16 protein-coding genes are annotated in these 21,076 nt (G+C 35.7%); 4 read left to right on the forward strand and 12 right to left on the reverse strand.

Annotated elements, in window-relative coordinates; genetic code table 11:
• Positions 1-478: 478 nt before the first annotated feature.
• The 3 genes from FEU33_RS14740 to FEU33_RS14750 all read right to left on the reverse strand — a co-directional run bounded on the left by FEU33_RS14740 (position 479) and on the right by FEU33_RS14750 (position 5,205).
• On the reverse strand, positions 479-1,675 hold the full coding sequence (locus tag FEU33_RS14740) for a glycine C-acetyltransferase (RefSeq protein WP_186731449.1): 1,197 nt from the start codon (positions 1,673-1,675) through the stop codon (positions 479-481).
• Positions 1,676-1,838: 163 nt separating this feature from the next.
• Positions 1,839-2,558, reverse strand: coding sequence for a response regulator transcription factor (locus FEU33_RS14745; RefSeq protein WP_146550242.1), 720 nt, complete (start codon positions 2,556-2,558; stop codon positions 1,839-1,841).
• Positions 2,548-5,205 carry a sensor histidine kinase gene (locus tag FEU33_RS14750; protein ID WP_146550243.1) on the reverse strand — a complete coding sequence of 886 codons (2,658 nt, stop codon included), beginning with the start codon at positions 5,203-5,205 and terminating at the stop codon, positions 2,548-2,550. Before FEU33_RS14750 ends, FEU33_RS14745 begins: the two co-directional genes overlap by 11 nt.
• A gap of 278 nt (positions 5,206-5,483) precedes the next feature.
• Between FEU33_RS14750 and FEU33_RS19440 the strand changes: the two genes are divergently transcribed.
• From FEU33_RS19440 to kdpC, 4 genes are read left to right on the forward strand one after another with little or no spacing between them, the layout of a single operon-like run.
• The gene (locus FEU33_RS19440; protein WP_425127966.1) at positions 5,484-5,555 is read left to right on the forward strand and encodes a potassium-transporting ATPase subunit F; all 72 of its coding nucleotides are present in this window, start codon (positions 5,484-5,486) and stop codon (positions 5,553-5,555) included.
• 14 nt (positions 5,556-5,569) lie between these two features.
• On the forward strand, positions 5,570-7,273 hold the full coding sequence (gene kdpA, locus FEU33_RS14760; RefSeq protein ID WP_146550244.1) for a potassium-transporting ATPase subunit KdpA: 1,704 nt from the start codon (positions 5,570-5,572) through the stop codon (positions 7,271-7,273).
• Positions 7,274-7,284: 11 nt separating this feature from the next.
• Positions 7,285-9,330, forward strand: coding sequence for a potassium-transporting ATPase subunit KdpB (gene kdpB, locus FEU33_RS14765; RefSeq protein ID WP_146550245.1), 2,046 nt, complete (start codon positions 7,285-7,287; stop codon positions 9,328-9,330).
• A 21-nt stretch (positions 9,331-9,351) separates the two neighbouring features.
• Positions 9,352-9,960: a potassium-transporting ATPase subunit KdpC gene (kdpC, locus tag FEU33_RS14770; protein ID WP_146550246.1), complete on the forward strand. Its 609-nt coding sequence runs from the start codon at positions 9,352-9,354 to the stop codon at positions 9,958-9,960.
• Positions 9,961-10,042: 82 nt separating this feature from the next.
• On the opposite strand, the gene FEU33_RS14775 is transcribed toward kdpC, so the two are convergent.
• From FEU33_RS14775 to cntA, 9 genes are all read right to left on the reverse strand, one after another.
• Positions 10,043-12,160 carry a choice-of-anchor J domain-containing protein gene (locus FEU33_RS14775; RefSeq protein ID WP_146550247.1) on the reverse strand — a complete coding sequence of 706 codons (2,118 nt, stop codon included), beginning with the start codon at positions 12,158-12,160 and terminating at the stop codon, positions 10,043-10,045.
• 289 nt (positions 12,161-12,449) lie between these two features.
• Entirely contained in the window at positions 12,450-12,932 is a 483-nt protein-coding gene (gene ybaK, locus FEU33_RS14780) for a Cys-tRNA(Pro) deacylase (RefSeq protein ID WP_146550248.1), read from the reverse strand.
• A 15-nt stretch (positions 12,933-12,947) separates the two neighbouring features.
• Positions 12,948-13,601 carry a hypothetical protein gene (locus FEU33_RS14785; RefSeq protein ID WP_146550249.1) on the reverse strand — a complete coding sequence of 218 codons (654 nt, stop codon included), beginning with the start codon at positions 13,599-13,601 and terminating at the stop codon, positions 12,948-12,950.
• 1,056 nt (positions 13,602-14,657) lie between these two features.
• Positions 14,658-15,833, reverse strand: coding sequence for a staphylopine family metallophore export MFS transporter CntE (cntE, locus tag FEU33_RS14790; RefSeq protein WP_146550250.1), 1,176 nt, complete (start codon positions 15,831-15,833; stop codon positions 14,658-14,660).
• 37 nt (positions 15,834-15,870) lie between these two features.
• Positions 15,871-16,614, reverse strand: coding sequence for an ABC transporter ATP-binding protein (locus FEU33_RS14795; RefSeq protein WP_146550251.1), 744 nt, complete (start codon positions 16,612-16,614; stop codon positions 15,871-15,873).
• Positions 16,608-17,423 carry a staphylopine uptake ABC transporter ATP-binding protein CntD gene (gene cntD / locus FEU33_RS14800; protein ID WP_146550252.1) on the reverse strand — a complete coding sequence of 272 codons (816 nt, stop codon included), beginning with the start codon at positions 17,421-17,423 and terminating at the stop codon, positions 16,608-16,610. Before cntD ends, FEU33_RS14795 begins: the two co-directional genes overlap by 7 nt.
• 3 nt (positions 17,424-17,426) lie before the next feature.
• On the reverse strand, positions 17,427-18,317 hold the full coding sequence (gene cntC, locus FEU33_RS14805) for a staphylopine uptake ABC transporter permease subunit CntC (RefSeq protein WP_146550253.1): 891 nt from the start codon (positions 18,315-18,317) through the stop codon (positions 17,427-17,429).
• Entirely contained in the window at positions 18,314-19,249 is a 936-nt protein-coding gene (opp1B, locus tag FEU33_RS14810; RefSeq protein WP_146550254.1) for a nickel/cobalt ABC transporter permease, read from the reverse strand. Before opp1B ends, cntC begins: the two co-directional genes overlap by 4 nt.
• A gap of 63 nt (positions 19,250-19,312) precedes the next feature.
• The gene (cntA, locus tag FEU33_RS14815) at positions 19,313-20,887 is read right to left on the reverse strand and encodes a staphylopine-dependent metal ABC transporter substrate-binding lipoprotein (RefSeq protein WP_186731450.1); all 1,575 of its coding nucleotides are present in this window, start codon (positions 20,885-20,887) and stop codon (positions 19,313-19,315) included.
• Between the last annotated feature and the right edge of the window lie 189 nt (positions 20,888-21,076).

Here is a 21,076-nt window from a genome sequence, read left to right on the forward strand (position 1 = left end):
ATAATATAATTTCTATTCTTTTTTAAAAATTATTTGAAAATTTTTAACTTTATTGGATGAATGAATTTTTTAATGATAAATTAATGCCTTTTTCATATAAAATCTCTTTATTTTATATAAAATATCTAATATATAGTTATTTAAACCTATTTTTATTATAGTCATTTTATAACACTTACAAAATCTATGTATACCTATCATTGATATGTTAACTGTTGAATTCTATTCAATTATTATTTTAATATATTAAAATATGTATATTTTATAAACGATCATGTAGTTGTATGCGCAAACATTCTGTATCACAGCATAAACTTTTTGATCCATGATAGTGATCTTATTGCAATTTAACATATGACAAATTAACATCATATGTCATATAAATCCATATGAAAAAAATGATGATTAAATTGAACAAAAAAATCGTTATGACAGATGAAAACATCTTGTCATAACGATTAAATCGCTTGGATAGATTTTAGATAACACCAAGCTCTTTTCCTACTCTTTCATAAATAGCAAGCGCGTTATCCAGCATTTCTTTTGTATGTGCAGCAGTTGGCATATTGCGTACACGTCCTGTACCTTTAGGCACAGTTGGGAAAACAATAGCTTTTGCATAGACTCCTTCTTCGATTAAGCGAGATGAAAATTGTTGTGTTAGTTTTTCATCACCAATAATACATGGAGTTATCGGTGTTTCAGAATGACCGATGTTAAAGCCAAGCTTTTTCAAACCTGCTTTTAGGTAGTTTCCATTTTCCCAAAGCTTATCACAAAGCTCTGTTGAATCGATTAACATTTGAACTGCTCGAGTGATCGCTGCTACGTCACCTGGTGGTAGAGCTGTGGAAAATAAGAATGGACGTGAACGGACCTTTAACCAATCAATCAGGTTTTTCTTACCAGCTACATATCCACCAACTACACCAATGGCTTTTGATAATGTACCGATTTGGAAGTCGATGTCATTTTGTAAACCAAAATGCTTAACAGTCCCCTTGCCCTTACCTGTTACACCTGTGCCATGCGCATCATCGACATATGTAATAAGGTCGAATTCTTTTGCGATTTCAACGATTTCAGGAAGCTTTGCAATATCACCATCCATAGAAAAAACACCGTCAGTAATGACCATGACTTTATTGTAAAGACCAGATTCTGTTGCTTCTTTTGCCTTTTTATGAAGATCTTCCATATCAGAGTGATTATATGCAATAATTTTTGCTCTTGAGAGACGACAACCATCAATAATGGAAGCATGATTTAATTGGTCAGAAAGAATCGCATCATTTTTATCCATAACAGCAGAGATAGCTGCCATATTACAGTTAAAACCAGATTGATAGGAGATCGCAGCCTCTGTTCCCTTAAATTCAGCTAATTTTTCTTCTAATTTAACGTGTAAATCGAGCGTTCCGTTAATCGTACGGACAGCTCCTGCACCTACACCATAAACATCGATCGTTTTCTTAGCAATTTCCTTTAATTCCGGATTTGTAGCTAAACCTAAATAGTTATTAGAAGATAAGTTGATCAGTTTCTTACCACGTACTTGAATAATTGGACCATTAGCACCTTCTACAGGATCTATTTCATTATATAAGCCTTGGTCGCGAAGCTGTTGTAAATTCTTATTAACGAACGTATTGAGTACGTTTGACAAGGTCTTCATCCCTTTCATACGAGTATACCGATATTGTAGCATATACCTTCATCATTTTGTACACCTGAAAAGAACTATTATAAAAATATTACTCTTTTTCCCTTATAAATCTTCTTTCATTGTTCTTTCCAAAAATACAGTTGTATTTGAACACAATACTTTTAAAAAAAGACTAGTTCTTCTTTTCTTCACTTTTTTCCCAATGAATCATGCGATAACCTACTCGAATATGTGTTTGAATGAATTTTCCCTGATTTAAATCTTTTTCAATTTTCTTTCGAAGTGTAGCCATGAAAACACGTAAATTAGGTATATCTGTATCCAATGCATCTCCCCACACTTGTTTTAATAGATAATTGTGCGTAAGTACTTTGCCAAGATTTTTACTTAAAGTTTCTAATAGCTTATATTCGTTTGGCGTGAGATGAATTTCCTTATTGTTAACAAACACCGTATTAGATAAATAATCGATAGAAAGTGGCCCGTTAGTAAATATAGGTTGCTCTTTCATGGTAACAACATTAGAAACTGAGCGTCTTAGAGCAGCACGAATACGGGCAAGCAGTTCATCAACACTAAAAGGTTTTTCAACATAATCATCTGCTCCCATATCGAGTGCCTTAATCTTCTCAGTTTCTTCTCCTCTGGCACTAACGACGATAATTGGTATTTGCGACCAAGTACGAACTTTTAGAATAATATCGATACCATCTATATCAGGTAAACCAAGGTCTAAAATGATGACATCTGGCTGCATCGATATAACTTCTCTTAATGCCTCTTTACCTTTTGTGGCAAGTTTATAATGATAACCATGGAGCTCAATCGTCATTTTCATTAGATTTCCAATGGCAATATCATCTTCAATAATGAGAATTCTTTTAAGATTCATTTACTACACCTCCCCGTTTTAGATAAAAGCTAAAAATCGTTCCATGAGGTATATTATCTCGAACCGTTAATTCACTTTCATGTAATTTCAAAATGGTTTGACACAGAGATAAACCAATGCCTAATCCCCGCTTTGTATCACCTTGCCCCATATGACTCTTTTTAAACGTTTGAAATAGCTCTATTTTTTGTTCATCCGGGATACCTTTTCCAGTATCCCGTACTTCAATGATAACGTTGCTTTCCCTTTCAAAAGCATATACAGCGACGATACTTTCTACAGGAGTATAGCTCACAGCATTATCTAATAAATTAATAAGAACTTGCCCAATTAGCCTCGTATCCATATGCGCTAAAAGGAATTCAGGTTCAATATATGCTTGAATTGGGCGGGTACTATTTTTGGAAAGCTGGTGAATAGCCTCATGTATAACATCTTCAAGTAATTCCTCCTGCATTTGAAGAGGAAAATGTCCATTACTCAATTTTGAAACAGCTAGTAAGTTTTCAACAAGTTGGACAAGTCGATTAGCATTATAATATATATCTTCATACAATGTTTGACGTTGGTTGCCTGACATTTTTTGATCATTCGTTTTCAATATATCTGCATGACCTGAAATACTGGTGAGTGGTGTGCGTAAATCATGTGAAATTGAACGTAAGAGATTGGATTGAATTTGTTCTAACTCCTTTTCGCGACGTACGTCCTCATTAATACGTAATAATTGCCATTTATCAAGTGCTAGTGAAAAGTCATTTAGAATCGCATGCAATACTTGCCATTCAAAGGATGGCAACTGTTCTTTTTTATGAAGAGAAATACCCATTACACCTATTACCTTATTATTCGATAGAAAAGGAACATAATAGCCATGTGCTTCTTTAAAAACATCTGTTGTCATCCCCGCTGTACGCTCATTATTTATAACCCAATACACAATAGCTACCTCATTTTTATCGCTAAATCGATGCTCCTGCTCACAATTTTGTGTTGTAGAAAGAAAAGGTGATTTATAAAATGTATGATGGAGCATTTGCTTATCATCAACCAAATAAAAACACACAGGTCGCTCTGTTATTTTAACAATTTCCATAGCTCCTTCTTCTATGAGCCGTTCATATGTTGATGCTGACTGTAGCTTACGATTCGTTTCCAATAAAGTCTCCATTCGATAGGATTTCTGGATAGCCTGTCGTCCTTGCATTTTTACTTTTTTCATTAAGCTACTGGTAATAACACCCGAAACGAACATAATGGTAAACGTCATTGGATAATCCTGATGATATACCTCAAACGAAAAAATAGGTTTCGTAAATAGAAAGTTAAAACTCAACACTGCCACAAGTGAGCTAATGATATTCATTAACCACCCTGTCGTCCAGATAGCAACTATTAAGACTCCTAATATAAAAATCGTTATAATATTCACTTCACTGATGCCAAGCGATTTAAAAAATAGCCCAACAAGTGCTACGATTACAAAGACAAAAATCATCTTCAAAAAATCAAGAGGTTGTAATTTGAAATCTGTTTTAACATCTATTTTTTTCTTTGGCGTATTCTCTTGATCCGGTACAATATATATAGACAAATCTGGTAAAAGCTCATTTATCTTATCAGTTATTTTCGTTTTCCCGAAAAAGTTTGATTTTGTCATCGTTCTTCCGATGACTAGCTTTGTTACACCGCTAATTTGTGCATAATTTGCAATGGCAGTAGCAATACTGTCTTCTTGAACAGTGACAACTTTTCCTTCCAGCTGTTGTGCCAATTTCATATGATCCTTCAATCGTTCTTCGTCTGCTTTTGATAATGTCAAACTATTTCCTCTATCTACATAAAGTGCAGTGAATTTACCGTGCAATGCTTGAGCAAGTCTGGCAGCAGTTCGAATTACTTTTGCATTTGTTGGAGAACTACTAATGCCCACTAGAATATGCTCAAGCACATTATTTTGTACAGTATTTAACTGTATACACTTTGTCTTCAAATGAACCGTGTCAGCAATTCTCCGAAGAGCAATTTCTCTGAGTGCAATGAGGTTGTCTTGCTGGAAGAAATGGTTTAATGCCTTTTCTACATAAGGTTGTTTATATATTTTGCCCTCTTTTAATCGCTTGATTAACTCCTCAGGTTCAATATCAACGAGTTTAATCTGTGACGCCTGATCAACGATAGCATCTGGAATTCGCTCTCGAACTTTAATTTGTGTTATTTCCTCAACAAGATCATGAAGACTCTCAATATGTTGAATGTTTAAAGTTGTATAAACATTAATTCCCTGATTGAGCAGTTCTTGAACATCTCCATAGCGCTTAGCATGACGCAGATTAGGTATATTTGTATGAGCTAATTCATCGATTAAAACTAGATCCGGTGCTCGTTGAATAATCCCATCTAAATCTAACTCCCTAAATGACTTTCCTTTATATGAAAAAACTTTTGTAGGTACTACCTCAAAACCCTCAATTAGTGCATTTGTTTCCTTACGGGGATGCGGTTCAATATAACCGATGACAACATCAGTCCCTTGCTGTAATTGCTCTTTAGCCTCTTTGAGCATGGCATAGGTCTTTCCAACACCTGCCGCATACCCCAAGAAGATTTTTAACTGACCACTTTTGCGATTTGAATTGTGAGTCATTTTCCTCACCACCTTGCCCTCATTATAATTACTTTTTACAAAAAAAGGACATTCTTCTCAACATCTTAATGCCATCTTAATATCTAAGCTTTAATCCAAACACTACATTAATTTCTTTTCAACTATAGTAAAACCAATCATAAGAAAGAAAGGATGGAAGGATAAAATGCTGGAATTGTGCATGATTTTCATATTACTAGCAAGCTTTTTGAGTTTGTTTGCCTTAACAACATACTGCTACAAATTAGTTGAAAAATAGAGGTGAAGATTAAATGTGGATGTTATTAGCAATCACGATCCTTGTCATCGTATATCTAATTCACGCTTTACTTAATCCAGAAAAGTATTAGAGGAGGTTTTAATTATGTGGCAAATTATACTCGTCTTAGTCATTTATTTACCACTTGTCCTGATCATTGGACGTTATCTGTATAAAGTCACAATGGGAGAAAAGATGTGGGGAGATTCCTTTTTTCAAAGAATAGAAGGCATCATTTATAAAATTAGTGCAGTGAAACAAGAAGATATGACAGGTAAACAATATATATTTTCCTTACTATTTTCAAATGCAGTGATGATTGCCATAGGATACTGTCTATTACGTCTTCAATCTGTACTTTTTTTAAATCCTAACAATATTGGCAATATGGAAACTACACTATCATTTAATACGGTCATTTCCTTTATGACAAATACAAATCTGCAACATTATAGCGGTGAATCCGGTCTGAGCTACCTATCACAAATGCTCGTTATTATTTTCATGATGTTCACGTCTGCTGCATCTGGGTATGCGGTATGTATGGCCTTTTGTCGAAGATTAATAGCGAAAACAGATACGCTCGGTAATTTCTATGTTGACTATGTACGTGTCATTACTCGTATTTTATTACCTTTGTCTTTTATTGTTTCTCTTATTCTAGTATCACAAGGCGTTCCCCAAACCTTTCAAGAAAATATTACTTTAACTACGATTGAAGATAAACAACAAGATATTGCTCTTGGACCGATTGCAGCAATGGAATCCATTAAACATCTAGGAACAAATGGTGGTGGCTTTATTGGAGCAAACTCATCTGCTCCTTTTGAAAATCCAACAATACTGACAAATATAGTAGAAATCCTTTCGATGATGTTACTACCAGGAGCTTGTGTTGTGACACTTGGTCTAATGATTGCCTATCGAAAAAAGCGCAGTAATAACGTTTGGCTCGGAAAACAAGGTGCCTCTATTTTCATTGCGATGAGTATCATTTTCTTAATAGGGGTCGCTGCTGTATATATAAGTGAAAAATCTGGTAATCCGGCTATCCATGCGATTGGCATTGATGATCATACAGGCAATATGGAAGGAAAAGAAACACGCTTTGGTATCGCTCAATCTTCATTATTCACTGCTGTTACAACAGCATTCACTACCGGCTCTATAAATAATATGCATGACACATTAACTCCCCTCGGAGGTCTAGTACCATTATTTAATATGATGCTCAATGTTGTTTTTGGCGGTAAAGGTGTCGGGCTAATGAATATGATGATGTATGTTCTCCTGACCATCTTCATTGCTTGTTTAATGATTGGCCGAACACCACAGTTTTTAGGAAAGAAAATTGAAGCAAAGGAGATGAAGCTCATTGCACTTTGTATTTTAATTCACCCTGCCCTTATTCTTGGATTCTCAGCATTAGCTGTTGTCACAGATGGTGGAATCGCAGGTATTACGAACCCGGGTGCACATGGATTATCACAAGTGCTTTATGAATTTGCTTCATCCTCGGCAAATAATGGTTCTGGATTCGAAGGACTACTCGACAACTCAACTTTTTGGAATGTCACAACTGGTTTAGCCATGTTCTTCGGTCATTATATATCTATTGTGCTACAAATTGCTATTGCCTCATTATTGGCTAAAAAACTTGTACACAATGAATCCGTTGGAACTTTAAATACGAGCAATGCAACATTTACCATATTTCTTGTCGCAATTGTCCTTGTTGTAGGTGCGTTGACCTTCCTACCAGCGCTTGCTCTTGGACCTATTACTGAATATTTACAACTTAACTCATAAGGAGTGAGAATATGGAAACAAAAAAGAATAGTTTCTTAACAAAAGAGATAATCGCTACCTCACTTGCTAGTGCATTCAAAAAATTCAATCCGGTCTATATGATTAAAAATCCTGTTATGTTTGTAGTGGAAATCGGCTTTTTCCTAGTCGTGCTATTAACAGCCTTCCCTTCATTATTTCACTCAGGCAATCAGGAATTACGTTTATATAACGGGATTGTGGCAGTTGTGTTATTCCTGACTATTCTATTTGCCAATTTTGCAGAATCAGTTGCACAAGGTAGAGGGAAAGCGCAAGTCGCGACATTGAAAAAAACAAAATCCTCTACTTCAGCTAGAGTTGTGATAGATGGTAAAGAAGTGATGAAACCAGCAAGTACACTTTCACATGGAGATATTGTTATTGTACGGGCAGGTGAAACGATTCCAAATGATGGCGAAGTAATCGACGGCATTGCTACAGTAGATGAATCTGCTATCACTGGAGAGTCTGCACCAGTGATAAAAGAAAGGGGCGGGGACTTTTCATCTGTTACCGGAGGAACCGTTGTGACAAGCGATGAATTAACCATTAAAATCACTTCACTCCCTGGAGAATCTTTTTTAGATAAAATGATTTCTCTTATCGAAGGAGCAAATAGAAAAAAGACTCCCAACGAAATTGCATTGAGCACTTTGCTCGTAAGCTTAACAATTATCTTTTTGTTAGTAGTTTTGACACTTTATCCTATGCTGCACTATTTGAATATCGATATTTCAATTGCAACATTGGTTGCTTTAACAGTATGCCTAATTCCCACAACCATTGGAGGATTACTGTCTGCAATTGGCATTGCGGGAATGGATCGTGTTACTCAATTTAATGTAATCGCCATGAACGGTAAGGCCGTTGAAGCATGTGGTGATGTGGATACATTAATTTTAGATAAAACAGGAACCATTACTTACGGAAACCGTATGGCAACAGCATTTCTTCCGGTATCCGGCATAGCTCAAGAGGAACTGAAAGTAGCAGCCTATTTAAGTTCATTGACAGATGATACACCAGAAGGAAAATCGATTGTTGCATTAGCTAAAGAGCAAAATATTTCGATTCAAAATGTCGAAGAGCTTATACAAACAAGTGAGCATATCCCTTTTACGGCACAAACGAGAATGAGTGGTCTCGATACAGCAGATGGTACAAAATTTCGTAAAGGTGCTTACGATGTAATGAAAAAACAAAGTAAAGTTGTACCCAAAGATCTAGAAAAACTAATCCATTTTGTATCTAACGAAGGTGGTACACCTCTAGTTGTGATGAAAAATGAAATCATTCTTGGCGTTATTTACTTAAAGGATGTCGTCAAGTCTGGTCTGAAAGAGCGTTTTAAACAATTACGTGAAATGGGTATTCAAACCATTATGTGTACAGGAGATAACCCACTTACAGCCGCAGCTATTGCAAAAGAAGCGGGAGTCGATAGCTTCATAGCAGAAAGCAAGCCGGAAGACAAAATTCAAGTCATAAGAGATGAACAAAAATTAGGAAAAGTCGTTGCAATGACTGGAGATGGAACGAATGATGCGCCAGCGCTTGCACAAGCAAATGTAGGTATGGCTATGAATTCAGGCACTAATTCCGCAAAAGAAGCAGCAAATATGGTCGATTTGGATTCCGATCCAACCAAGCTCATTGAAGTAGTTGAAATTGGAAAACAGCTTCTAATGACGCGGGGAGCATTAACAACATTCAGCATTGCCAATGATATTGCAAAGTACTTTGCCATCATTCCTGCAATTTTGTTAATCGGTATTCCAGAAATGAGTCGCTTAAATATTATGCACTTAGATTCACCTATAAGCGCTATCTTATCAGCACTCATTTTTAACGCTCTTATTATTCCCCTGCTTATTCCTGTAGCTATGAAGGGCGTGCAATATAAAGCAATGAGTTCATCTAAACTGCTAATCAAAAATACGCTGATTTATGGAGTAGGAGGAGCAATCGTTCCTTTTATCGGTATTAAAATCATTGATATGATCATTTCACCATTGTTAAAAACGATGGGAATTTAATAAGTACAGGGGGTATGAACGATGAAAAAAATCATTTCACAACTCAAAACAGCATTTTTAACCTCTATTGTAATGATGATTATTTGCGGGCTTATTTATCCATTCGCTGTAACTGCACTTGCACAGCTTGCCTTCCATGATCAGGCAAATGGCAGCCTGATAAAAATAGATAATAGAGTCGTAGGTTCCAAGTTAATCGGTCAAAATTATAAAAATCCTGCTCATTTTATAAGTCGTGTTTCAAGTGTAAACTATAATATATACGAAAAAAATGACACGAAATATGCAGGTGTAAGTTCCGGTAACTTTAACTACGCTCCTTCAAATCCAGAATTAACAAAGCGAATTACGAATAGTGTTGATGAATTTTTAAAAGAAAACCCTACTGTTTCTAGGACAGATATTCCTGCTGATTTAATGACAAGTTCTGGCTCCGGCCTAGATCCACATATTTCAATTGCAGCAGCAGAAATACAGATAGATCGAATTGCAGCAGCATCTCATTTATCAAAAGAAGAAATACAGGATATTATAAGAAAGACTACATCCCAAAAGACATTTGGGGTGTTGGGAGAAGACAAGATGAATGTGCTGGAAGCAAATATATTAATTGACCAAAAGATGAAATAAGAACTTATTCTCAACATCATAAAAAAATAGAAACGAAAAACAAATGGTACAGTTTTTCGTTTCTATTAATCTTTTCATCCAACTATTTTTTCCTATCTTTTTTCTTTCCTTTATTCGGTTTATCACCTTTTAAAATGACTTCATATGAAAAATCAATTGGATTTAATTGCCCTGCTTTTGCTGCATAAGAAGTAATCATTTTCACATTGCCCTCTTTTAATATTCTTCTAATATCAAGTGCTTGTGAATCTGTGACATTAAATGGATCAACATGATAAACACGTTCTTTTCCATTTTTCTTTGTTTGTATAAAAGTCACAACATATTCCAGATATTCTTTTTTAATCTGTCCGATCGATTGGAATCCATCTGTTGAATCACCTGTTTTTAAAAGTCCGATCTCTGGGATGCTGATATTATCTACATACCAACCAGCTTCCTCTGAACCCCAGTCTGTCATATAGCGAAATGCGATCAATACTTTTTTACCAGCATAGTTAGATAGATCAAATGATTCTGTCGTCCATCCGCCATTTGTTCCCGTAAATCCAGGCAAATTTTGTTTCGTATTTGGATAGCCTTCCTCCGTAATGTCCGATCTAGTATTGTTATTTCCTAGACTCGTCCAAGTCTCTCCATTATCTGTAGATACTTGAACTGCTCCAAAGTCCCATTGCTCTTCGATTTGATAATAGTGATCAAAATTCAAGGTTGCCTTATTAGTAGAAGATAAATCCGCCTCAAAAATCATTTGGTTATCAGCCTGACTTCCTGTATTCCCCCATAGAACCTGCTTACCAGAACCAAGTGGATCTACTACAGACTTCCATTGTAATGGTAAGAAATCTACTCCGTTAAATTTCAAACCTCTTATTTCTTTCGGAAAATCAAGAGATTTAAAATCTCCACCCCATGCAGGGACACCCTGCTTTTCATAAACTAGTGCCTTTTCAAAATCGATCGTTTCACCACGTTTTGTCCCTTGTTGATCAACGGCTAAATTTCGTAAATCAATGCTATCAATATTGTAATCTTTACTGATCGAGCTATCATCTAGTGTAATGGCTGTTATGAAATTCTGATAAACATCTGTAAAATCCTTTTTCTTCTTATATTTTTTTAATATCTTCTCGACACTGGTAATACCTTGCGATGAGCCATCTGTTGCTAAAGATTTGATGAAATTATGGCCAAACTTATCATATAAATACAGCATGAACAAGTATACTTCACCATAATCTGCAATCGTTTCTGGTCCTGTTTCTGCCTGATCATGCTCATCCCAATTGACAAGTGAATTTTCCGGATGATCTAGGAAGAAATTGATCGAACCATCATCATGTCCGTATCCACCTAGATATTCTGCAAAGGTAGATAACCCTTCGTTGATCCATGATTCTTCAGAAGGATCATGATCAGCTTGAATTAAATGCTGTAATTCGTGAATCGTCGTACCAAAGAAAGTATTTTCTAAACGAGTATCCCATGAATTTGTATCGATCGTAACAATATTACGATTAATATAGTTTTCTATTGTTTGCCAGAAGAACCCGGCAACAAAGAACGGATAGTCTGGATTATTCCATCCTTCATCTTGGATATTGTCAACTAGCATGATCACTTTATCTGATCCTGTATAATAATCTTTTGGTAATCCTACCATTTCCGGTAAAGGCGATTCAGAGCCATCTAATGTCTCAGGTGTACCAAAAAAATCTGTTGCCTTTGGGTAAATATTGTTATCAAATTCATCGCGAAGCTCGTCCACTTGTGTTTGCGTTACAACATCCGGTTTTTTAGGATTATCTGGACCATACGATAAATCATGGGCTACCCAAATTTCAACATTATCCCCAACACTCCTTAAAGTAAATTCTTTAAATTGTAGATTTCTATTTAGGAATACTTTGGTGCCACCATCATAGGTGAAGTTAGGATCCACTTCTTCATCAGATAATGCTAAAGTTTTTGCTTTACTAGCCTGTTCTTTAATCTTTGCTTCAGCTTTCTTTTGAAATTCTTCACTTTCAGCTTGTCCCCTTAGTTGGTGATCGATATCAATTCGATCTCCATATCGATCTGTATTCCAATTCTCATAAGATTTTGTCTCGGCTCTTGCATTTTCAGCAGACACCGGACTTAGTAATGACAGAGCTAAACTACTTGAAAGTAACAAAGGAATCCACTTAATCTTCTTCATAAAATAACCCCTTTCACCCAATATTTTGAAACACTTACATAAATAATCCTAACATGATAGAATATTCTGAAAATGATGCAGGAGTATGATTTTTGTTCTAACGAAAGTACCTAAATAAATGTTAAAATATAGGAATTTACTGTAAGAATTATTTAACAACTGTTAATAATTACATCTTTTATCGACAAAAAAAGAGTCTCCCATTTGTTTTCTGGGAAACTCCTTTTAAAGGGACATGTATTTAGCACGATACCCCTGATTCTTAATATTATCAAGACAACGATGAAATTCAAGTAAGTGACGCGAATTTCCCCTCTGCTGCTTTGACAAGATTCTCTGGTGTAATAAGAATTTGCATACCGATCTTCCCTGCACTCACATACATTTCTTCCACTTGTTCAGCAGAAATATCGACAAATGTTGGATAATGCTTTTTCATGCCGATTGGTGAACAACCACCACGGATATAACCTGTGTTAGGGAGCAAATCCTTTACATGAAGCATTTCAATCTTCTTTTCCCCAACAACTTTTGCTGCTTTTTTTAAATTCAATTCTTCAGCTACTGGGATCACAAAAACATAAAGATTTCCTTTACCAGCCGTAGCCACGAGTGTTTTAAAAACTTTTTCTACAGGTTGATGGATCTTCTCAGCAACCGAAACACCATCTATTTTTCCTTCTTCTACTTCATACTCCGCAAGTATATATGGGATCTTTTGTTGATCCAAGAGCCTCACTGCGTTTGTTTTTTGTATTTTATGTTTTGCCACAGAATATCACTTCCTCTAGACAGCACGATAAATGGTTGGCTCTGTAAATTGGAATCGTTGTTTAGCCATTTGCATGTGGAAGGAATATAAAGAAATGGCCTTTTTAAAAAGACGCTGTTTCCCCTTTTCTTGTGCGATTGTAGCCCTATCCATTGCAGTAGTACTATCAGACTTTTCATGCTCACTCATTTGTATAACATTTGATAATTCGCTTTTTGGAGTAGATTGACCTTGTACTTTTTGAATTGTTTCGGTAGTAGTTGCAGCCACTTGTAGATCTTGTTCACTTGGGTTTTCAGAAGCTAATGCTGCATCACGTACATCCTCTAAAATGGCAAGCGTTTGAGCATAAGTATCCTCCTGGGATGCCATGTTCGTTAATTGATTTGAAGATACCTCATTTTTCGCAGTCAAACTTGGATCTTCTTTTTGTACTACATAATCTTTCCTTTGTTGTAAATCGCGAATAGCCGCTTGAACTTCAGGTTGATGCTCTTTTTCTTTTTTTCCTGTCAATAAATCTACCAGTTCTTCAAGTGCTGGATTAAATTTAGGCTTAAAATATTGGGCGTTTTTTCTATAAGCATCATCTGCTGTTTTCTGACGAAGCGCTCTCTTACGATTCTCCATTTCAATATAACGATCATTTACAAGAGAAGTCACATTCATGTCAATCACCTCTTTTCAAATATTTATATAGTTATTATCATATTAGCAACAATATATGAGAGATAAAAATGTCTATTTTCTCAAATCCACCAATAATATTACAAGGGAAAATATAACTATTTATTGGTAGTTCTATTAAACCTTTATATCTAAATGATTTTGTAATGCTTTGACCCTAGCATTATCGATTGGCTCTTTTTTCTTTTTCCCATACTTTTGAATATTACATTTAGCTACTTTAGTATGACTTGATCATTTTTTACGACCTTCAAAAGTTGACCGTTTCCTGTATGACCATATGAACATACAAAAATACATCCAATATTTTTACCACATAATGCTGGTTTTAAGTAAATTGAGCAGTGATCACTGTTATATTCATATCTAAGCTTTTGTAGCTCATTTCAATATCTTTTTCTGTTTTTTAGAAAAACAATCATATTATTAATAATAATCGGTTCTTTTTGCCAAACCTTTAACAATTTTATTTTATTTTTCATTTCCTTGAATCAATTTCATAATGCAAAATTCAGATGAAAAACATGGACATTTCGAATCAACATGAACATTAATATTCAGAAGTTTTTGTTCCGCTCCAGACGGCGCTTTCCACGGGCTTGGCTTCAATCTCCTCGGGTCGACACGATGTTGACCCCGAAGCCGTTGCCACAGGACGTGGCGAACTTAGGCTTTGTCCCTTAAAACGTTCTTGCGGGGCTTTCAGCTCAAGCTTTTCCCGTAGGATTTTGAATAGGCCTCCTTGAACTCACACCGCACGAAGGAAATGCGCATGCATTTTCGAGGAGTCGCCATCTTCCGCTCCACAACTATCAAGATCAGTTATTCTTAAATGTTCGTATTTTTTAAAAAGAAAATGATTTATGAAATTGATTCCCTTAAAAAAGATTTTAAATAAAGTGAACTTCACAAGCAGTTAGTCAAAAGAAAAAACTGATTTTGGCAAAATTTTTCCAAAACCAGTTTTTTAAAATATAATTTTTTCACATCATATCAATTTTGCATACAAATCTTTTTTTTGCTATATATACGGATATTTTAATGTGCATTTTCCCTTTTTTCATAGGCAAACAGGACCATTAATAATCCTAAAACTGAACATATCCCATACATAAATGAATAAGACGAAATGTCTGCGATCGGGCCCATAATAATACCCCCAAGCGAAACACCTAAATCGGCCATTGCAATAAACAACCCTAATAATATATTACGGTTATTTTGCTCTAAAACAAAGCTCAAATAGGTTGTTAATGTCGGGTAGATCAATGCTTGGGCTATTCCCATCAAAAATGCGCCAAGATAAAAGAAGATAGCACCCTCTCTTGACGCAAAGCTAATAGAATATGAAGCTAGTGCCAAAATAAACATCGCTCCCATCATGAAAACAGGGTGCCACTTACCATCTGAGGGTATTCGTTTTCTTAACGTAAAACGACCAATGACCACAACTGCTGCTTGAAGCATCAGATAAAGACCTGCGTTTCCCCTTTCAATTTCTTTGGCGTATAATGGGACAAAAGTTGTTACTGCTCCAAAAACGATAGAAGCCGTCAGCATTAAGACGCTACATTTGAATAAAAAAGGATTCTTTACTAATTCTCTAAAAGAGCTTAGAACATTCGCGTTTTGGTCAATAGCTGTTGATCGAGATTGTTCTTTTTTAGATTCTATCTTGATATTAAATCCAACCAAACCTGTAATGATTGCGATTCCTACCATCACAACCATAAATAAGTCCATTCCTTGCTGCCATATACTTAGCGCTAAAATTGGTCCCAGTATACCCGGTATATAAGAGAACAACGAATAAAGTGAAATTCCTTGCGACCTATCCTCTTCCGGTAAAGCATCAATAATACCAATTTGTAAAGCCATAGAAAAGAAGGCTGTTGACACCCCTTGCATCATTCGGGCAATCAAATATCCCCCTAATCCTGTAAATGGATATAAAATCAAAGCAATACCATTGACAACTAAAATGATATGTAACACTTTTATGGGACCATGCTCTTGTATAATATGTCCTGCCCAAGGTCGAAAAAACATCGTTGTAAATAAATAAGCACCCATAATAACACCTATTGTTGTATTAGTAGCTCCTAATGCTCCCCCTTGTAAAGGGATGATCACATTTAAAATGGCATTCGCACTAAAATAAAGAAGCACTAACAAATATAAGCGTAAAAATGGCCAAGACATAGCTCCTTTCAAAATTTTCTCTCCTTCCATTTCATGTTGCTATTTCTTTTTAAAATGTAATAAGATTGTGTAATAATTTTTTAGCATATAATGACTTTACATTTGGCAAATTATTTGTTTCAATTGTTTCCTGAATCTGACCATCTTTGAAAATGATCATACGATCACAAATATAAGCTGCCGCTTGAATATCATGAGTAATAAAGATATATCCCATATCATAAGTAGCTTTTAATGCTTTTAGCAAATCAAGAATTTGCAGTTGAATAGATACATCCAGTGAGCTAATAGCTTCGTCTAAAAGGATAAATGTTGGTTCTGTTGCAATGGCACGTGCAATACATACCCTTTGAGCTTCTCCTCCCGATAATTCATGAGGATACCTATGCCTATATACTGGGGATAGACCAACTTGAATCAGCAATTGGTCAATTAATCTAGTTAAATTTTTGTTGCTTTTATATATCTTTAAAGGCTCTAAAATTGCTTCTTCTACTGAAAAAAACGGATTAATGGAAGATCGATAATCTTGAAACACAGCACTTATGTTTTCTTTTCGATTTTCCCTATCATAAATACTCTTTCCATCGATCTCAATAGAACCATTATCTGGTTTTTCCACACCAATCAATAATCGGCCTAATGTTGATTTACCACTACCACTTTCACCAATAATTCCGAGACATTCCCCGCGATCGCATTCAAGATTTATATTCCTCAAAATTCTCTGCTTATTATTTTTAAAAAATCCGTTCGTTCCATACGATTTATCTACATTATTAACTTTTAACAATACAGGCTCTCCCTCATTACGTTTTTAAAATTGTCACTTAATGCCCTGCGAGTGTTGATCAAATATTTTGTATATTCATGTTGTGGATTTACAAAGATTGTTTGCGTATCGTCTTGTTCCACCACTTCTCCATCTTTCATTACTAATACTTCGTCCGCGATCTTTTGTACAATCCCTAGATCATGTGAAATAAATATAATAGCGCTTTTCATATTTTGACGTATTTTCATCAACTGCTCGACAACTTCATACTGTGAAATCGTATCCAATGCTGTGGTGGGCTCATCCGCAATCAGAACGTCCGGCTCTAACACAAGGGCCAGTGCAATCATAATACGTTGTAGCATTCCACCTGATAATTGATGAGGATATTTATGCATAAGTTCTTTTGCATTTTTTAAATTGACACTTTCCATAGCTTGAATCATTTTTTGTTCAATTTCTTTCTCTTTCCAATCGAAATGTGTCTGCAGCGTTTCTTGCAAATGGACCTTTATCACACAAGAAGGATCGAAAGCGGTCATCCCATTTTGAAGAATCATATATAAATGTTTTCCTCTTTTTCTCCGCATCTGTCTTTCTGAAAGTTGATGCAATCCTTCATTTTTAAGAAAAATTTCACCTGTTTGCTGTAACGATCTTTTATTTAGTTTCATAATGGCTCTACAGGTTACAGATTTACCACTGCCACTCTCCCCTACAATAGCGAGACATCGACCTTCCTCTAATTTAAAAGATGTATTGTGTACAATGATGCGACCCGTGTGTATATCCCAAACATTCAAATTCTTTACTTCTAATATTTTCATGACTTATTTAGCCACCTCTTTTTCGTTCAACACTGTCTTAAAAGGTTTTAGCCCACTACGGTTCTTTGGCTTTCGTAATTGGGGATTTAACGCTACTTGTAAAGAGTCTGATAAAAAATTAAATGCTAAAACAACAATCACGATAGCGACACCAGGAGCAATCATTAACTCGGGACGAGTAAACATTACTTCTCTCGCTTCACTAAGCATCATTCCCCACTCTGGATTAGGCGCTTTAATTCCTAGTCCTAAAAAAGAAAGCCCTGATATTTGTAGAATCATCGATCCCATTGAACTACTTGCAGTTACTGCAATATCTGAAAAAGTGACCGGAAGAATATGTCTAGCAATAATATGAATATGTGAACGGCCAATTGCTCGAGCATATTTCACATAATCCAATTCAACATACTGCATAACAGAAGTTCGAATGATACGGGCGAACCAAGCCCATTTCATTAAGATAAAAGCGATCAATATATTTCCTAAACCTGGTCCCAAAATAGCGACGATAGCAATGGTAATCACATAAATTGGAAAGGACAACATCACATCACAAATCCTCATCACAATGGCATCTACATTTCCTCTAAAATAACCCGCTATGAACCCCATAATGGCTCCTATACAAACCGAAAGGATCAAGGCAACAAAAACCCATAGGATACTTGGGCGAATACCATAGAGCATTCTTGAAAGAATATCCCTTCCTAAATGATCGTTTCCTAATAAATACTCCCATGAAGGTGCTGCATAGCGAAGCTTCATATCCACAGCCAAAGGATCGTGAGGGGCAATGAAGGGGGCAAATACCCCCAACAACATTACCAGCAAGATAAAAATGAAAGATGCCCTCCCTAATTTATCCCTATATAAATTTTTCACTACTTTCATGAGTTATCATTCCTTATTCGAGGATTTAACGCAGCGTTCAAAATGTCTGAAATCATATTAAAAATAACAAAGGCGACTGCGACGATCAGAACATAGGCTTGAATAACTGGAAAATCTCTGCTCAAAATAGCCTCTATACTTAGACTCCCTATTCCTGGCCATGCGAAAACATTTTCAACAACCACTGTCCCTCCTAGGATTATAGGAATAGACATACAAAATATTGAAATCGAGACCTGTAAAGAATTTCTCAAAATATGCATCGTAATTTTCTTTTCTGATAACCCTGAAGATCGACCATAAATTACATAATCTTCGTTTAAATTGTTTAACATTGCACTGCGAATCGTTCTAAAATAAATACCGATATACCCTAAAGAGGTTGCGATAACCGGCAAAATATAACTCTTCATTCCGCTCATCCCACTGGTTGGCAATAAATCTAATTTAACCGAAAAGAATAAAATGAGTATTGCACCAAGCCAATACGTTGGTACAGCTGTTAACACGAACAAAACCGTCCGTAAAATACGATCTATTATCTTTCCTTCTTGAAGAGCACAAATCACACCCAATAAAACAGAAAAAAGAATAATTACCAAAGAAGAAACAACTGTAAGCTTTAACGTATTGAAAAAAGAAGGTCCGACTAATTGCCACACTGACTCATTTTTCACATATGAATCACCAAAATCTAATTGTAAACAGTCCATTAGCCAATCAATATATTGAATGATGAACGGCTTATTTAGACCCAGCTTTTCATTTGTTTGTTCAATTAGCTCATCTGTAATAACAGGGACCTCCTGTGCTCGCAGTATCGCCTCGGCCGGTTCCATGGGAGAAAAGCTAATTAATACAAAGGTTAAAAAAGATACAGCCAGTAAAATTGGTACTGTGATAAGTATCCTTTTTACAATAAAGACTCCCATCGACATTTTCCTTTCCAAATATCTTGTAATGAGTCAACATCATTCGTTAAGAGATTTCACCGCTTATTCAAAGTACATTTTTTCAAAAGGCAATTCATATTGTGTTTGTTCAAATGAAATCCCATTTAAACTTTTGGGAGCAATAACTGTTACATTACCATTTGTAATCGGTATAAAAATAGCTTCTTCATGAACGGTTGTTAATATATCCTTGTATAATGCTTTTCTACTGTCTTCATCTGTAGATGTTAAAACATCTTCGATTTTTTGATAGAGCTGCTCTGCATTAGGTATCCCTTCAGTAGCATGCAAATAGGAAGACTCTGATGTAAACGCTGAGATCGTGCTTTGCGGATCATAGGCTAATCCCCACGTTTGGTTGAATAATAAATCATAATCTCCTGTTGTTCTTCTATTAGCGATGGAAGATGATTCTTCTCCTACTAATTCTAAATTCATACCAATTTTTTTCAGTGAATCTTGAATCAATTCCCCTTGTGCTTTCTGCGATGGCGACGTACTATCGTAATAAAGCTTCATGGTCAATGGCTTTCCTTCTTTTTTCATTGCCGTTCCCTTTTCACTATTTTTCCATCCTGCTTCCTCTAAAATTTCTTTTGCCTTATTCACATCATAGTCTCTTTTCTTTAATTCAACATTTGCATACGGCACATTAGAAGCAAAAAGTGTATCTGCTGCCTTAACAGTCCCACTAAAGATGTCACGGCTAATCGTCTCCCGATCAATCGCATGCCAAATTGCTTCACGTACGCTCCGTTCATGAACAGGACTATCTTTTTTCCCACTGTTAGCCACGATCATACTCGTATTCATTGGATTACTTCTCACTACTTGGTAATCCCCTGTTTTCGCCAATTGTTCCATTCCTTCAACATTAATGCTGTCTGTTCCCCAATCATCTGTAAAAGTAAAATTCACTTCTCCTTTTTGTAAAGCTAAAAGTGTCGTTTCTCCAGCAGGGAGCACTTTTGCTGTGATTTTCTTGATTTTCGGCGCACCAGCCCAGTAGTCTTTATTTGCTTTAAAAATGGCATACTGATCGACCTTATGCTCTGTTAATTTATAAGGTCCTGTCCCATGGAATCCTTTAACGCCATCCTTTGTTCCACCATCCTTAAAATCTTTTGGCGAAAGAAAAACATAAGGGCGTGTCATTGATAATTCTTCTAATGTTGGATAATAAGCTTCCGATAAGGTCAATTTCACAGTGTATTCATCTGTAGCCTCTACATTTACAATCTTGGTCGATAATTTTATCCACGAATGTTTTTCTTTATTTTTTTGCACAGCATCAAAGTTTTTCTTCACTGCATCCGCATTAAATGGTTCTCCATCATGAAACTTTACGTCTTCTCTCAAATGGAATGTATAAGCCTTCCCATCCTCTGAAATATCCCAAGACTTTGCTAATAGTGGCTTAATGCCATCTTCTGTATTTTCTACTAAAGATTCATACACCATTCCTTGAGCCGACATAGAACCTGGATAGAGGTGAGGATTCATATCATTGATATCCTTTACTGTTGCATATGTTAACTCGTCTGACTTTTCTTTTTCCCCTTCTTTTGAGGTAGAGCATGCCGATATAACCGATAAAATTACAAAAATTGAAATCATCAACCAAGTTTTTTTAAACACGATTTTCTCTCCTTTTCTCTTCAAAAACATATTATTCAATCCTGCACTACGGGTAATAAGACCAGATCCACCCATTTCAAGACTCAAGTAAAGCAGAGGACCAACTTATTAAGAGTCCGATTCAGCCAGTGAACATTTCATCTTAGAAAAGCCCCTCAGCACTATATG

The sequence above is a fragment of the Rummeliibacillus suwonensis genome (genome assembly GCF_007896435.1).
GTDB lineage: Bacteria > Bacillota > Bacilli > Bacillales_A > Planococcaceae > Rummeliibacillus > Rummeliibacillus suwonensis.

Coding starts and splice junctions, on each gene's coding strand:
- FEU33_RS14740 (WP_186731449.1), bottom strand. CDS start 1,675: ATGAAGACCTTGTCAAACGTACTCAATACGTTCGTTAATAAGAATTTA.
- FEU33_RS14745 (WP_146550242.1), bottom strand. CDS start 2,558: ATGAATCTTAAAAGAATTCTCATTATTGAAGATGATATTGCCATTGGA.
- FEU33_RS14750 (WP_146550243.1), bottom strand. CDS start 5,205: ATGACTCACAATTCAAATCGCAAAAGTGGTCAGTTAAAAATCTTCTTG.
- kdpA (WP_146550244.1), top strand. CDS start 5,570: ATGTGGCAAATTATACTCGTCTTAGTCATTTATTTACCACTTGTCCTG.
- kdpB (WP_146550245.1), top strand. CDS start 7,285: ATGGAAACAAAAAAGAATAGTTTCTTAACAAAAGAGATAATCGCTACC.
- kdpC (WP_146550246.1), top strand. CDS start 9,352: ATGAAAAAAATCATTTCACAACTCAAAACAGCATTTTTAACCTCTATT.
- FEU33_RS14775 (WP_146550247.1), bottom strand. CDS start 12,160: ATGAAGAAGATTAAGTGGATTCCTTTGTTACTTTCAAGTAGTTTAGCT.
- FEU33_RS14785 (WP_146550249.1), bottom strand. CDS start 13,601: ATGAATGTGACTTCTCTTGTAAATGATCGTTATATTGAAATGGAGAAT.
- cntD (WP_146550252.1), bottom strand. CDS start 17,423: ATGAAAATATTAGAAGTAAAGAATTTGAATGTTTGGGATATACACACG.
- cntC (WP_146550253.1), bottom strand. CDS start 18,317: ATGAAAGTAGTGAAAAATTTATATAGGGATAAATTAGGGAGGGCATCT.
- opp1B (WP_146550254.1), bottom strand. CDS start 19,249: ATGGGAGTCTTTATTGTAAAAAGGATACTTATCACAGTACCAATTTTA.
- cntA (WP_186731450.1), bottom strand. CDS start 20,887: ATGATTTCAATTTTTGTAATTTTATCGGTTATATCGGCATGCTCTACC.